This window comes from Caballeronia sp. AZ1_KS37 (genome assembly GCF_023631165.1).
Taxonomy (GTDB): domain Bacteria; phylum Pseudomonadota; class Gammaproteobacteria; order Burkholderiales; family Burkholderiaceae; genus Caballeronia; species Caballeronia zhejiangensis.
On sequence record NZ_JALQDP010000030.1, the window covers coordinates 1 to 15,538 of the forward strand.

At 65.2% G+C, this 15,538-nt stretch carries 9 protein-coding genes; 1 reads left to right on the top strand and 8 read right to left on the bottom strand.

The window, feature by feature from the left end; genetic code table 11:
* Window positions 1–91 precede the first annotated feature (91 nt).
* The 3 genes from NCS00_RS16250 to NCS00_RS16260 form a co-directional block, all read right to left on the bottom strand.
* Window positions 92–448: a host attachment protein gene (locus NCS00_RS16250; RefSeq protein ID WP_250440513.1), complete on the bottom strand. Its 357-nt coding sequence runs from the start codon at window positions 446–448 to the stop codon at window positions 92–94.
* 123 nt (window positions 449–571) lie between these two features.
* Window positions 572–2,068: a succinyl-CoA:acetate CoA-transferase ScpC gene (gene scpC / locus NCS00_RS16255; RefSeq protein ID WP_175979195.1), complete on the bottom strand. Its 1,497-nt coding sequence runs from the start codon at window positions 2,066–2,068 to the stop codon at window positions 572–574.
* Between the two features lie 269 nt (window positions 2,069–2,337).
* Window positions 2,338–4,389 (bottom strand): FUSC family protein, encoded by a 2,052-nt coding sequence (locus tag NCS00_RS16260; RefSeq protein WP_250440514.1) that lies wholly within the window; start codon window positions 4,387–4,389, stop codon window positions 2,338–2,340.
* Window positions 4,390–4,549: 160 nt separating this feature from the next.
* Here NCS00_RS16260 and NCS00_RS16265 point away from each other — a divergent pair, with 160 nt between their 5' ends.
* Window positions 4,550–5,509 (top strand): LysR family transcriptional regulator, encoded by a 960-nt coding sequence (locus tag NCS00_RS16265; RefSeq protein WP_033537142.1) that lies wholly within the window; start codon window positions 4,550–4,552, stop codon window positions 5,507–5,509.
* 1 nt (window position 5,510) lies between these two features.
* Here NCS00_RS16265 and NCS00_RS16270 read toward each other — a convergent pair whose 3' ends face one another.
* The 5 genes from NCS00_RS16270 to bcsZ form a co-directional block, all read right to left on the bottom strand.
* Window positions 5,511–6,194, bottom strand: a complete 684-nt coding sequence (locus NCS00_RS16270; protein ID WP_008353646.1) for a Fe2+-dependent dioxygenase — start codon at window positions 6,192–6,194, stop codon at window positions 5,511–5,513.
* Window positions 6,195–6,257: 63 nt separating this feature from the next.
* Window positions 6,258–8,471 carry a TonB-dependent receptor gene (locus tag NCS00_RS16275; protein ID WP_250440515.1) on the bottom strand — a complete coding sequence of 738 codons (2,214 nt, stop codon included), beginning with the start codon at window positions 8,469–8,471 and terminating at the stop codon, window positions 6,258–6,260.
* Window positions 8,472–8,872: 401 nt separating this feature from the next.
* On the bottom strand, window positions 8,873–9,826 hold the full coding sequence (locus tag NCS00_RS16280; RefSeq protein WP_250440516.1) for a LysR family transcriptional regulator: 954 nt from the start codon (window positions 9,824–9,826) through the stop codon (window positions 8,873–8,875).
* Window positions 9,827–9,896: 70 nt separating this feature from the next.
* Window positions 9,897–14,402: a cellulose biosynthesis protein BcsC gene (locus NCS00_RS16285; protein WP_250440517.1), complete on the bottom strand. Its 4,506-nt coding sequence runs from the start codon at window positions 14,400–14,402 to the stop codon at window positions 9,897–9,899.
* Window positions 14,396–15,538, bottom strand: coding sequence for a cellulose synthase complex periplasmic endoglucanase BcsZ (bcsZ, locus tag NCS00_RS16290; protein ID WP_175979199.1), 1,143 nt, complete (start codon window positions 15,536–15,538; stop codon window positions 14,396–14,398). The genes NCS00_RS16285 and bcsZ overlap by 7 nt, the downstream gene beginning before the upstream one ends.

Consider the following 15,538-nt stretch of genomic DNA (forward strand, 5'->3'; position numbering starts at 1 on the left):
CCCCCCCCCCCCCCCCCCCCCCCCCCCCCCCCCCCCCCCCCCCCCCCCCCCCCCCCCCCCCCCCCCCCCCCCCCCCCACCGCAAGCGTCGTTCAGGGCCGGTTCAGTTGACGGCCGATATCGCGCGTGCCGAACTTCGACCCGTCGTTATCGGCTTCTTCATAGACGAGCTTGAGCGTTTCGACGCTCAGATATTGACGCAAGAGGCCCAAAAATTTTGGCTCGACCGCGAGACGCAGCCGGTCGAATCGTTGATGCAAGCGGCTCCGTTCGAGATAATCCGCGACGGCCCGCGCGAACTTCTCACGATCCATTTCTGCCGTTTCGGTCGCGCGCGGCGCGGGGTTCCTGAGGTCCTCGACTTGCCGCAAATCCAGCTTCAATCCCTGCGTTTCGAAGATCCGGGCACGGCTGCCGTCGGCGGCGAGAACCCAGGTGATGGCGGTCATGATGCTCCTCCTGTTCGCCAGCCCAAGCGGGCTCCCGCCATTGTGCGCCTAATCTTCGTGTAGCGGCTTCGTTGGCGCCCCGCATTCGTTTTCGCGGCGCAGCAACGCGCGCGCGAATGTGCATCAAGGCAGCATCGAACCGCTCGCTGCGAAGCGCGTGTGGAACGAAAACGCCTGATCGAGACGATGCGGCGTATGTCCGCCGAGCGCTGCTGCATCGCGGTAATAGTCGCGCAAAAGATCGCGATAGAGCGGATGCGCGCAGTGCTCGATCACGCTCATCGCGCGTTCGCGTGGCGCGAGGCCGGTGAGGTTGGCGAGCCCGCGTTCGGTCACGACAATATCGACATCGTGTTCGTTGTGGTCGCAATGGGGCACCATCGGCACGATGCTCGAGATACGGCCGTCCTTCGCGACCGATTTCGTCGCGAACACCGCATACGCCGCATTGCGCGCGAAGTCGCCCGAGCCGCCGATGCCGTTCATCATGTGCGTGCCGCCGACGTGCGTCGAATTCACGTTGCCGTAGATGTCGGCTTCGAGCGCCGTGTTGATCGCGATGAGACCGAGGCGCCGAATCACTTCAGGATGATTGCTCACTTCCTGCGGCCGCAGCACGAGCCGGTCGCGATAGCGTTCGATCTCGTTGAACACTTTCTCCTGCCGTTGCGCGGACAGCGTGATCGACGCGCCCGATGCGAACGTCGCCTTGCCTGAGTCGAGCAGATCGAAGGTCGAGTCTTGCAGCACTTCGGAATAGATCGTCAGCGCTTCGAACGGCGACGCCGCGAACCCCGACAGCACAGCGTTCGCAATGGTGCCGATGCCGGCCTGCAACGGCGGCAACTGTTTCGGCAGACGCCCGCGCGAGACTTCATGCTGAAAGAACTCGATGAGATGACCGGCGATCAACGCCGTGTCCTGGTCGGCGGGCAACACGGTGGATGCGCTGTCCGGCTTGTCGGTGATGACGATCGCGGCGATCTTCTCGATCGGAATCTCGATGGCGGCCGCGCCGATCCGGTCATGCGGGCGCACGATCGGCAGCGCTTCGCGCGCGGGACGGCGCTCGGGAATCCAGATGTCGTGCAGGCCTTCGAGCGAGAGCGGCTGCGCCAGATTGATCTCGACGATCACGCGTTCGGCGAGGATCGCGAAGCTCGCGGTATTGCCGACCGAGGTCGTCGGCACGATGCCGCCGCTCTCGGTGATCGCGGCTGCTTCGACGATCGCGAGGTCGAGCTTGCCGAGGCGATTCGCGCGCAGCAGTTCGACCGTCTCCGACAGGTGTTGATCGACGAACATTACGTCGCCGCGGTTGATCGCGCGGCGCAAGGTCGTGTCGACCTGAAACGGTAGGCGTCGCGCAATCGCACCGGCTTCGGTCAGGATGCGGTCCGTGTCATGACCGAGCGATGCGCCCGTCATGAGCGTGATACGCAACGGTTCGTCTTCCTCGCGGGCGCGGCGCGCGATTTCGAGCGGCACGGCTTTCGCGTCACCCGCGCGCGTAAAGCCGCTTGCGCCGACGATCATGCCGTCGCGAACGAGTTGAGCCGCTTCGGCGGCCGTGGTGATTTTTCCGCGCAACGCGGCACAGCGAATACGATCTTCGTACATCGACGTCTATCTTCAAGAGCTTCGTTTAACCGAAGGCGATTATAGGTAGCGCGGTTTGCCGTCGAAATCGCAACGTTGAAAGACATTGTTCCAATGCCGTGCGACATTGCGCTTTGTCCAAATCGATGCACGCGAGCGCGTTCGCACGCGCCATGAAAGTGCGGCAAAAGAGCGCGCTGGCGAAAAATCGATTCGACTATAAGACGCGCGACGCCGTGGATTAATCGCCGGACCAGGAAGTCAGCTTTGCATGGCGAGGAAGGATGCGTTCAGCGATGCGCGTCGAAGGGCGCATCCGGATCCACCAGCGCCGTGCGGACGAAGTGCAGGCACGCGAGCACGCGCTGCACCTCGCGCCGCGCGTTGCGTTCGTCGCGCGTGCGTTCGAGCATGTCTTCTGCGATCACGATCGATGCGACGACCGAAGCTATCGCGCGACGCAGCGTCCGGCTATCCGGCGTGCGGAACAGCACGGCGATATCGCGCAACACACGCGCGAGCGACATGCTCCACGCGATGCGCAATGCATCGGGAAAGCACGCCGTATGCAGCGCGCGGGAGTCGCGCCGAAGATCGATCATCGCTTGTCCGACTTCGAGCGTGACGAGCATCCACAAAAGCGCATGCCGATGTTCACGCGAGCGTCGCGTGAGCAAGGCGCGCAATTGCGACATCAGATCGTGCGTGCCCGAATGGAAGCGCTCGCCGAGTCCCGCGAGCTTGCCTTCGCATGCGAGCGCCGCTTGCGCGCGCAATTGCGCGAGCGTCTTGCCGACGAGCCAACGCGTGCGTGGCGGCACGATGACCGCGCACGCGATGGCCGCGCCGAGCATCGCGACGAGAACGGCAACGCCGTTGTTCAGCAACAGGCCCGGATCGTAGACGATGCGATTGTCGGGCGCGGCGAGCAGGCAGAAGAACACGCAGAAGCCGATGCCATAGCCCGCGCTCGACGAACGCATCGCGAGAAAAGCGCCTGCCGCGAGCGGCGGCGCGAGCATCGCGCACAGGAGCGCCAGGCCGTCGATCGCCGGATACACGCGACACAGATATGCATATCCGATGACGATCGCGAGCGCCGCACCCGCGGCCATCTGCGCGATGAATTTCGAAGGCCGCGCCAATGCCGACGACAACGCGCACGCGAGCGTCGCGCCGATGACGGCGTAGCCTCCGCTCGGCCACGCCGTCACGATCCAGAACCAGGCCGTCGCCGCGATCACGATGCCTGTACGCATGAAGGTCGCGACGACGACGAAGCGGCTGGTCCGCGCGTCGTATCGCGGCGCCGCGCGATGGTTCGGAATCGACAGATAGCGAATCGTATCGGCGATGAAGCGATACAGCAGCTCCGCCGATGTCGTGAAATCGAGTTGCGTCGCGTGATCGGTGTGAGGGAGCGCGCGTTGTGCATCGCGCAGGCGTTTCGGCAGCGTCGCTTTGTAGCGCTCCAGATGTTCCTTCAGCGCTTCGCGTTCGAAGATCTGCGCAAGCTCTTCGAAGAAGGGCGCGAGTGCATCGCTCGCGCGCAGGCGCTTCATCGATTGATCGAGCGCATGCAGGCGCGCGCATGCGTCCATGAAGGCGCTGTTCAGTTGCGCCAGCTTGCCGTTGCCCTGACGCATCGCGGGCGACTCATACGTGGCGAAACCACGCGTCGCTTCGAAGCCGACGATCTCATCGACGAAATCGGCGAAGCGGCGTTCGCGCGCGATACGCGAAAGACGTCCGCGCAATACGTCGGCGGCGAATGCGGCGAAACGCATCCGGCGCGCATCGAGCGACTGCGTGAGCGTCGCGCTCGCATGACGCGGAAACACGAGCGCGCTCACCACGCTCGAACACACGATGCCGAGCATCACTTCCGCACCGCGCGTGAGCGTTGCGATGAGCAGGCTGTTCGGATCGGTGACGGCGGGAATGCCGATCAGCGCAGCCGTATAGCCCGCGAGCACGAAGCCATACCAGCGAAAGTGCCGGTAACGCACGGCGAGCGCGGTGCACGCCGCGACCCATATCGTCAGCGCGAGCGCATGGAGCTCGGGCTGTTGCACGAACACGGCGCCGAGCGCGAGCGCGGCGATCATGCCGAGCGCCGTGCCCGCGAAACGATAGACGCTCTTCGCGAGCACCATGCCGGAGAACGGCTGCATCAGGACGAAGGTGGTCGTCATCGCGACGCGCGGCTGCGGCAATTCCAGCCGCATCGCGATGCTCATCGCGATGAACGCGGCCAGCAAGGTCTTTGCGAGATGCAGCCAGACGTGGCCATCGGTGACGAGCCAGTCGCGCATCGACAGGCGTGCTTGCTGGAGCGACATGCTGACCGCCGATAGTCCTCTCGTCATGAAGGCGCCGATTGTAGGCAAGCGGACCGGGCGGATTAATGTGCAAATCAGGGAACATTCTTTCCTGATTCAACAACAATCGATCGCGCGCCAAGGCGGACAATAGCGCTTCCGAAGTGAATGTGACGGTTTGATGGACACCCTACAGAACATGCGGGTTTTCACTCGCGTGATCGAAGCCGGCAGCTTCACGGCTGCGGCTCAGTCGATGAACTCGACGACCGGCGCGATGTCGCGCGCCGTATCCGAACTCGAAGCCCATTTGCGCACGCGCCTGATGAACCGCTCCACGCGGCGTCTCGCGCTGACATCGGCGGGCGAGCGTTATCTGAAGCGCGTGCGGCAGATTCTCGCCGATATCGACGGCGCCGAAGAAGAAGCAAGCTGCGCGTATGAGCATCCGACGGGCACGTTGCGCATGTCCAGTTTCGCGAGCGTCGGACAACATTACATATTGCCTGCGATCGCGCGATATCGCGCGCTCTATCCCGATGTGAAAGTCGAACTCACGCTATCGCAGCGCATGCCCGATCTCTTCGAAGGCAGCAGCGACGTAGCGGTGGTGTCGGCGGGCGCGCTGTCGGATTCCGAAGTGATTTCGCACAAGCTGGGCGAGACCTTCAGCATTCTGTGCGCGTCGCCGGAATACATACGTTCGCGCGGCGCGCCCGACGTGCCCGCCGATCTCGCGCAACACGATTGCCTCACGCTGCAGACGCCCGCGTTTCCCGCGCGCGAGTGGACGCTCGAAGGGCCGGAAGGCCGCGAGACGATGCAGATCAGCGGAACGGTGCAGGTGAACATCGCGGAATCGCTCGTCGTCGCGATTCGCGAAGGCATGGGCATCGGCATGTTGCCGCTCTATGCTGCGATCGAAGGCTTGCGCAATGGCTCGCTCGTGCGCGTGCTGCCGCAGCACACGCTGCAGCGCACGAATCTCTATGCGCTCTATGCGTCGCGCAAGTTCGTCGATGCGAAGACGCGTACGTGGGTCGAATTCCTGCGCGCGCATCTTCCCGACGTGATCGCGCGCGATGAAGCGTTGCTCGCGGAAGTGGGCCGAACGCCATCGAAGGTTCTGCGCGCCGCGTGAATCACGTATCGCTCCACATGCGCAACAGGTTGTGATAGCAGCCGACGAGCGTGCGTTTCGCGCTTTCGTCGCCGTTGGTCGCATTCAGGCGTTGAATGGAGTTGTCGAGATCGAAGAGCAGCGCGCGTTGCGCATCGTCGCGCACGAGGCTTTGCGCCCAGAAGAAACTCGACACGCGTGCGCCGCGCGTGACGGGCCGCACCTGATGCAGGCTCGTCGCGGGATAGACGATCGCATGTCCCGCGGGCAGCTTCACTTCCTGCACGCCGTACGTGTCTTCGATGATGAGCTCGCCGCCGTCGTATTCGTCGGGCGGCGTGAGAAAGAGCGTGATCGATACATCGGTACGCACGCGCGCGCCATGCCCCGGCACGATGCGGATCGCGCCATCGACATGACTGCCGAAATGCATGCCGCCTTCATAGCGATTGAAAAGCGGCGGATACACGCGATTGGGCAGCACCGCGCTGATGAAAAGCGGATGACGCTCCAGCACGCCGACGAGCGCGTCGCCGAGTTCGAGCGCGATCGGCGAGCCTTCCGCGATCTGCATGTTGCGCTTGACCGGCGCGCCCTGATAGCCCGCGGTCGCGCGGCCATCGACCCAGGAGTCGCTTGCTTCGAGACGCGCGCGCATTGCGGCGGCGTCCTCGGGGGAGAGCACGTTCGGTATCGAGAGGATCATTGTTATTGCCTTCGCGAGCGCGCGCCATGAGTCGCATGGCGCGCGCATTCGCATCACATCACATCAACGGAAGCGGTAATTCAACGTCGCGATGAACGTGCGGCCGAGACCCGGCACCGCGCGTCCGCCATCGGACGGAATCAGGGCGTCGTAGTACTTCTTGTCGAACAGGTTCTGCACGTTGAACTGGATATCGTAGCGCTTCTGATGATATGCGGCCATCGCGTCCCAGCGCACGTAGCCGCCCGCTTGAACGAGATTGTTGTTCGCCGCGTAGCGCGACGATACATACGAAGGCCCGCCGCCGATCTGCCATACGGGCGTGAAGTCGTACGTCGTCCACAGCGTCAACATGTGCTTCGGCGTGTTGGCGGGCGTGTTGCCTTGCGTGCCGTCGAATGCCTTCAGGATGGTGCCATCCATGTACGTGTAGCCGCCGAACATCTGCCATTGCCGCGTGATGTGGCCGGCGATGCCGAGCTGATAGCCGCGCACGCGCACGTCGCCATCGAGTGAATAGCTGCCGTCCGAAGCGAGCGTGCGCGCATTGGTCTTCTCGATGTTGAAGAGCGATTGCGTGATCGACAGGCCGCCGTTCAGCAGATCCCACTTCGAGCCGATTTCATAGGACTTGTTGTGCTCGGGCGGCAGGTTTTGCTGGCCGTTGGTGAGCGTGAGCGCTTCGAGCGACGGATCGAACGACGTGCCGTACGAGACGTAGTACGACTGCCAGTCCGTCGGCTGCCATACGACGCCTGTGCGCACGCTCGTGAAATAGTTCGTCTGCGTCGCGTAACCGGGCTGATTGATCGAGTTGTTGATCGCCGCTTCATAGCGGTCCCAGCGCACGCCGCCGATCCACTTCCAGTGCTCGCCGATCGAGATGGTGTCGTTCAAATAGACGCCGATGCCGTTCGCGCTCGACTCCGCGAGATTGGTCGCCACTTCGCGATAGTTCGCCGGACGCGGCACATACGCCGGATCCACGAGCGGCACGATGGCGAGCGTGTTCGACGGCAGACCCGGCGTGGTCGCCGTGAAGGTCTGGTTGCTATACGTTTCGTGACTCAGATCGACGCCCGCGAGCATGTCGTGCTTCAAGGGGCCGGTCGCGAACTTGCCTTGAACGTCGGTCGTGTTGTAGACCGAGTGATCGTTGATGGTGCGGTCCTTGCCTTGCAGACGCACGAAGAGCGACGAGAGCGGCAGCGTCGTGTAATTGCCGTTCGAGAGCGCGGGCGACGTGCCGAGCGGGCCCGTCAGCACGGCCGCCGCGTTGGTCGCGCGCGCTTCGGTGCTGTAGTGGCTGAACTGCGTCTGGTTGCGCAGCGTGAACATGTCGTCGAAGCGATGTTCGATGCGCGCGTTCACCGTCTGCACATCCTGAATCGTGCGGTCGTCGGTGAAGCCGTAGAAGGTCTTCGTATCGACGGGCGCGGGATGGCCGTTCAACGGCGGAATGCCGTAGTCGGGCTGATCGCGGTTGTGCTGGATCAGCGCCGACAACGTCACCTGCGTCGGCGTGCCGATGCCGAATTTCACTTCGGGCGCGATGCCGTAGTCCTTGTTGATCATCTCGTCGCGCGTCGAGCCCATCGACTGGCCGAACGCGTTGATGCGGAACGCGGAGGTATCCGTCATCGGCTGATTGATATCGACCGTCGTGCGATAGCGGTCGTGCGTGCCGGCTTGCAGCGAGACATCGGCGCGCGGATTCAGCGTCGGCTGCTTGCTGACCTGATTGATGACGCCGCCCGTCGAACCGCGCCCGAAGTACAGCGACGACGGCCCGTACAGCACGTCGATCGATTCCAGATTGAACGTATCGCGATAGTACTGGCCGCGATCGCGGAAGCCGTCGAGATAGATGTCGGTGCGCGCCGAGAAGCCGCGCAGGTTGATGTTATTGCCGATCTGGCCGCCTTCGGCCGCGCCGAGCGTGACGCCGGGCACGTTGCGCAGCGCATCGGAGAAAGAGCTCACGGCCTGCGATTGCAGCACCGCCTTCGGCACCACGACGACGGCTTGCGGAATGTCGCGCAGCGCGGTCGGCACCTTTGCGCCGACGCTCGACATCTCCGGCTGGAAGTCGGGCGCGTTGGCCTGACCCGTCACCTTGACGGCGGGCAGGGTCGCGGTTTCGGGTGCGGCGGCGGAGGGCGTGTCTTGCGGTCCGGCTTGTGCGGATTGCGGGGCGGTCTGGGCGTAAAGCGGCGCGGCCATGGGCACGGCGGCAATAGTCACCAATGCCGCAGCAAGCGGCGTCTTTCTCAACATGTCGTTTTCCCGATGCTTGTTAGTGAAATTCAAATCGGCAGCGAAGCGGGTTTTCGACTGCCGACGTTGACCGATCCGAGATCGAGGCGAAGGCGGGCGACGTCGTCGAGAAAGAACCGGCGGCGGCGCCCTGAGAGCGCACGTCGCGCTCGACGGGCGTCATTGAGTCAACCTATCGACGCGATGGTGTTAAATGCGAATCAGTATCATTACATTTCTTAGAAACATTTGGAAATATCCTAGTTTCGCGACGGGTCTTTTTGCCCCTTTTTGTGACGGCGGCGCAACGTAAGATTCTGTAAGGTTGGCTTTGGCGCTTGGGCGGCGCCGCTGAAGGCTTGCTGGACGGGATCGAGCGGGCGAGCAGCAGGCGATGAAGAACGACGCTACGACGAAGCGCTTCAGAACCCCGCGACGCCCGATGTAACGAGCGAGTAAGGTCCGCTCGTCAATTGCTGTCTGAGAAACTCGATGCACACGCGAATCTTCGCCGAATGCGACGAGCGCGCCGACGTCACCGCCCACACGTCCGCGCGCTGCCGATAAGCCGGCAGAACGGGCACGAGACGGCCGTTTTGAAGACTGCCGGCGGCGTCCCAGATCGAGCACATCACGATGCCGAAACCTTCCTCGGCCCACTGCCGCACGATGTCGCTGTGGTTCGAAGCAATCGGCCCGGTCACTTTGACGCTTTCCTCGCCGTTCGGCCCGGCGAGCCGCCAGACGCCGAAACGCTGATCGCGCCCGCGAAACAGCAGGCAATCGTGATGCGCCAGTTCGGCCAGCGTTCTAGGCGTGCCGCGCCGTTCGAGATACGCGGGCGCGGCGGCGAGCACGCGAAAACTGTCGACGATCTTGTGCGCGATCAGATGCGGCGCCAGCACTTCGCCGACGCGAATGTCGATATCGAAGTTCTCGCCGACGAGATCGACGCGCCGGTCGAGCAGTTCGAGCCAGATTTCCAGCCCCGGATGGCGACGCCGTAGCAAGGTGAGCGCGGGCGAAACATGCTCGCGCCCGAGCCGCAGACTCGTGCCGATCCGCAAGACGCCGCGCGGATCGTCGAGGCCGGCGAAGGCGTCGGCCATGCCCTGGACGTCGTCGAGAATCTTTTGCGCCCATTGGAACGCCGCTTCGCCGTCGCTCGTGATGGACACGCGGCGCGTCGTGCGCGTCAAGAGCCTGACGCCGAGACTCGTCTCCAGCATCGCAATGCGCTTGCTGACGTGCGCCGGCGAGATGCCGGTCTCGGTCGCGGCGGCGATGAAGCTCGAACGCCGCGCGACGATGCAGAACAACTGCAAGTCGCGCAGGAATTGGTCGTTGTTCGCGACGAGCGCGCTTTGCGTTTTCATTCGAACGATGTTGGCCCGCTTGCGGCAGTGGATCAAGCCTAGCCGCAAGCGCGGCGCACGCGCAAGAACATCAGTTCGACAGCGACAGATACGGCGAGCTGAACGCCTGCGGCGGAAACACCGGCTGCGCGCCGCCTTGACGCGTGAAGCTGTAGCGCACATAAACGGCGGCGAGCCACTCGCGATACTGATACGCGTTGCCGAACGATGCCGTCGCGCCGAACGCGAGTTGCGGCGCGAGCTGGTATTCGCCCGTCGCGCTGAGCGAATACGACACGCCCGTCTTGCTCTGGCCGGGATAGACCGCGCCCGCATCCGGCGTCGCGCCGGAACTCGCGGCTCGCGCCTGATACGTGCCGTTCGTCGGGAAATAGTCCGACGCGTCCTGCCGATAATGCTGCACGCCGATCGAACCCTTCAGGTCGTACGTGAAAAGCCCCGTGCGTCCCATGTATTCGACCGGGAAGTTCAGGATCACGTACTGCTGCGGGCTGAAGTAGCCGCCTTGGCCATACGTGAAGTACGACAGGTTCTTGTCGTAGTGCATCAGCGTGGTGTTGGCGCCGACGGTCAGCGTCTGGTCGGCATCCTTGATGAGACGCGTGTAGATGCCGCCGCCGCCCTTCACCGCGTTGTTGGTCGCGACCTGATTGCCGTCGAGGAACTGATACGCCGCGTTCACGTAGACGCCGCTCGTGCCGTCGTCCCAGCCGAGGTCGGCGCGCGCGCCCGTCGATGTCACGCCGCCCCATTCGAGGTTCGCGCCCTGATCGCGCGCGCCGGCGTACGAAAGCAGGCTGTCGGTGACGGCGCGGCGGGCGACGGCGAGCGAATACGACACCTTGTCGGTGATCGCGTTCTGATACTGCAATCCGCCGACGACATTGGTCTCGCGAAAGCCGAGCGGCGTCGTGCCGACATCGCCCTTGAAGTTGCGGTTCTCGTAGCCGAGCGAGAGCCCGACGCCCGTCGCCGTCTGCGAGCCGTAGTTGTTGGTCGGCGGCGTGGCGGTCGCGCCGAGGCCGGAGCCGAAGCGCGCGAGCGTGTTCGGCTCGCTGCTCGCGGTGCCGGCGTCGAGCGTGACGGGCGTCGCGCGCACGATGACGTGGCCGTTGCCGGCCTTGATGCGGCCTTCGATGGGCGCTTCGATATCGGTCAGGTTCGAGAGGCCGTCCTCGCCGTCGCGGCTGCGGAAGATGAGGCCGCCGGAAATCGTGCTCGCCTGCTCGCGATTGATCTGCGCGAGTTCCTCCGCGACGCCCGCCGTCTGCGAATTCGCGACCGGCGCCGGAACGCCGCCCGTGCTCATCGTCGCGGCTGCGGCGGCGCGCTGCGCGGGTTGCGCCTGCGACGGGTAATAAGGCTGCGCGTAGCCCGCGGGCGGCTGCGGGATGTACTGCTGCTGCGCGTACTGCGGCGGCGCGTATGGCTGCGGCGCGTACTGTTGCGGCTGCTGGTAATAAGGCTGCTGCTGCGGCGGCGGCGCGCCGTAGGCGTACGGATCGGCGGGACGCGTCGTCGCGGTCTTGGGCGATGACGCCGGCTTCCTCTTCGAGCTGGCGGGCAGCGGCGCGTTGTACGCATTGGCTTGCGCCTCGCGCGCGCCGGGCGACATCGGCCAGGGCTCGGCATACGGATCCTGCGCGGCGTAAGGCTGCTGCTGATACGGCTGCGGTTGATACTGCTGCGGCTGCGGATAAGCCGGCTGATACCCGCCATCCTGTCCCGGATACGGCTGCAACGGCGCGCCCGATTGACCCGAGCCATACGCGTCGGGTCCGTAGCCGCCGCTCGGCACCGGGCGCGGCGCGGCGTTGGGCATCGTCATCGGAGCGGAGGACGGCGCGACGTAAGGCACGGAATACGGCGCGGGCTGAGGAGGCGGCAGATAGTTCGGCACGGGCTGCGAATAACCTTGAGGAAGGGCCTGACGATAAGACGCGTCCGATGCGAGCGCCGGGTTCGACGCCGTATCGACGGCCGTCTTGCCTTCGAACGGATTGGTGCCGGGCAGCGGATTCGAGCCGACACGGCTCATCGCGGTTTCCCAGCCGGGCGGGACATTGCCGCGTCCCTGCGCCGACGCCGCCGGCGCGGGCGTATTCGCGGCGACGAGCGAGCGTTGCAGGAACTGCGCGGCGAGATCGAGCTTGCCTTGCGCGCGATACATCCGGCCGATCGCGGCGAGCACGCCCGGATCGTTCGGCGCGGCTTCGTACGCCTGATTCGCGTAGGTCTGAGCGAGCTTGAAATCGCGCACGCCGCTCGCCGCCGACATCGCCGCCGTCTGCAAGCCGATATCGTCCGGACGGCGCGACAGCGCTTTTTGATAGCACGAGAGCGCGTTGCGGTCATCGCCCGCCGATGTGTACATGCGGCCGAGCGCCGCCTGCAGGTCGGCGTTGTCGGGCATCGCGGCGAGCCACGGCGCGATCACGTCGTAGGCGGCGGCGAGATCGCCTTGCCGGCGCACGACATCCGCACGCGCGATGACGATGCCCACGTTCAGATTGTTGAAGTCCGCGCGCTGCTGCGTCGTGAGCGGCATCGATTGCAGGCGGCGCATCACCGAGCCGAGCTCGGCTTCCTGCTGCGTCGCCGACAGAATGCCCGCGTATTGCAGCAGAAGACCGGTGTCGTTCGGCGCATTGGCGATGGCGCCGCGCACGAGCGACAACGCCCGCGCCGGATCGCCCGCCTTGACGTAGGCCGATGCCACCGCGCCCATCAATTCCGCATTGCCCGCCGCAACGGGTTCCGCGCGGCGCAGAATCGCGAACGCCTGCTGACGCTGACCGGACGCAGCGGCGCGCGTCGCGAGATCGGCCTGCTGATGCACCCACAGGCGATGTTGCAACGCGGTCATCGCCGGCGTGCGTTGCGCGGCCGGAATGCGGTCGAGTTGCGCGAGCCCGGCCGGCCAGTCCTGCGTTTCGGCGGAAAGCAGCGCGCTCGCGTAGAGCGCGTCGGTCATGTCGGGATGCGTGGCGAGCAGGCCGTCCATCATGCTGCGCGCATTGCCGACCGCGCCCTGACGCACGTAGATGCGCGCGAGATCGAGCCGCAGCCACGGATCGTCGGGATTGTTGAGCAGCGCGTCTTCGAAGAGACTGCGCGCCGCACCGAGATCGCCGCGTGCTTCCGCCGCGCGCGCCTGTGCCGCCTGCGCTTCGCCGCGCAGCTTGTTGATGCCGCCGGCCTTCGCCTGCTGTTCCGTGTTCAGCCGATTGGCGAACTCGAGCGCTTCGTCGCCGCGCCCTTGCGCGGCCAGTGCGCCGACGAGTCCGCGAATCGCATCGGGATTGTCGGCCTGGCGGCGCAGCGCCATGCGATACGCCGCTTCCGCGCCGCGCGGGTCGCCGTTCGCGAGCAGCATTTCGCCGAGCAGCACTTGCGCGGTGACTTCGGACGGATCGGTTGCGATCGCGCGTTCGAACAGCGCCTTCGCTTGCGCGATCTGGCCGTTGCTGCGCGCGCCGATGGCATCGCTCGTATAGGTCCAGTAGGTCGCGCTCGTGAGCGCGTCTTTCCAGCGCGCCGCATTGCCGGCCCGCGACGCGCGTTCGAGATACGTGCGCGCTTCGGAAAAACGCTCCTGCTTCAACGACGCGACGCCCATGCCGCCGAGCGCATCGGCGTCGTTCGGATTGCTCGCCAGCACCGACGAAAAACGCGCGCGCGCCGTCACGAGGTCGCCGCGATCGAGCGCGGTGAAACCTTCCGCGACGGTCCGTCCGCGCGCATCGACGGCGGCGTCGGCCTGCGAGCGCTCGCGTGCCGACTTGTCCTGCTGCACCATCGAATCGAAGCGCGCTTTGACGGCGGCGTCATCGGGCGCGACTTGCAGATACGCCTGATAAAGCGGCGCATCCGATGCGCGCGCGCCGAGCCACAAGAGCGCCTGCCGCCAGCTTTTTTTCGCGTCGGCGCCGACAGCGCTGTCGCCCGACAACTTCGCGAGCCGCGCGATGCCGTCGCGCCGCGTCGTATCCCGATACGTCAGATGCTGCGCATAGGCGAGCTGATAGCGCGGCTCGTCGGGATTCTCGCGCGCCAGTTGTTCGAGGCCGCGCCGCGCTTCGTCCCAGCCTTGCGGCGTGGCGGCGAGCGCCTGGTAATACTCCAGCTGAAGTCCGGGCGTCGCGGGCTTGCCGTCGATCGCGCGCTTGTATTCCTGCACCGCCGATGCGCTTTGTCCGCTTTGCGCGAGACGCCGCGCGTCGTTCACGGTCTGATCGCGCGAACTGGTTTCGCCAAGCCGCCGGCCGAGTTCGTCGATGTTCGGATAACTCGGCGCGACCTGGCGCAACTGCGCGAGATACTGCTGCGCGCCGCTGCCGTCCTTGCGATCGGCGAGCACCATGCCCATGCCGAAAAGCGCATCGGGCTGCTTCGGATTGATGCGCAGCACCTTCTGCCACGCCTGTTCCGCGAGATCGCCGCGCTTGTGCGCCTGCCAGTATTTGCCTTGATCGATGAGCACGTTCAGCGGATCGGCGGCGGCCTGCGCGAAGGCCATCGCCGGTGCGGCGCAGATCAGCGCCGCGATCACGCGTTTTCTGGTCTGGATCAGCATGCGCTTCTCCAGTTCGGCACGAGACGGCCGTTTTCATCGAAGCGATATCGACCGTCGATGAAACCGCCGCCAAAGAGACCGAGCACGCGATCGTAATAGACCGGCTCGCGTCCCGCGCCCGGCGGCGCGGTCAGCGCTTCGAGATGCGCGCGCGCGAGGCCCAGGCCGCGTTCGTCGTTGAGCGCCTTGAAGTACGGCGCGAGCGCGGCCCAGTAAGACAGCGGACCTTCGCCCGTCGCCGCGCCGGTCGTCACGTTGACCTTTTCCGGCGGAAAGCCCGCCTGCGCGACGCTCTGGCGCATGCCGCCGAGCGCATCGAGCCACGGACGCGCGAGCGGATCGCCCGGTGACGTCATGCCGGCCCACAGATAGACGCGGATCGCGTCGTAGCTGCCGACATCGCCGTTCTTCGGATCGACGACGAACCGGCCGTTCTGATACGCGGCCCAGTCCGGCGCGTAGCCGCGCGGCGACGTCACCTTGATCGTTTTCGCGGCGCTCTGCGCGAGCTTCGTCCACGGGCCGTCGGGCATGTCGTGCGCGAGCCCGCGCAAAACCGGCAGCGGCAGATAGCTCGGATTCAGCCGCGTCACGTCGCCGATGCGAAAGCCTTGCGGACCGGGCAGAAGCATCGGTCCGAGGCCGGGCAGGTCGACGGTTTCCTGCTTCACGATCTGCGTCGCGAGCGCGTAGGCGAGCTTCGTGTACGCCGGTTCCTTCCACAGGCGACCGGCCTGGAAGAGGTCGTACGCGATCCACACATCCGAGTCCGACGCCGAATTCGGGTCCATCACGCCGAACGAGCCGTCCGGTTTCTTGCCCCATTGCCATGCGGGCAGACGCACGTTATTCGAATCGAACTGATTGGCCGACAAGTTCGTGCGCGTCCAGCCGAGCACCCGGTCGAAGGTCGCGCGGTCGTTGGCGACGAGCGCGAAGAACAGCGCGTAGGACTGGCCTTCGGAGGTCGTCTGCTGCGCTTCGGTCGAGCGGTCGATCACGCGGCCATCGGCCTGAACGACGCGCTCCACGAACAGCCGATACGCGGACCAGTCGCATTGCTGCGCCGCGTTTGCGCCCGTCACGGACGCGGCAATCGTTGCACCAGCGAAAATCTTGGCGGTCGATACCCGCAT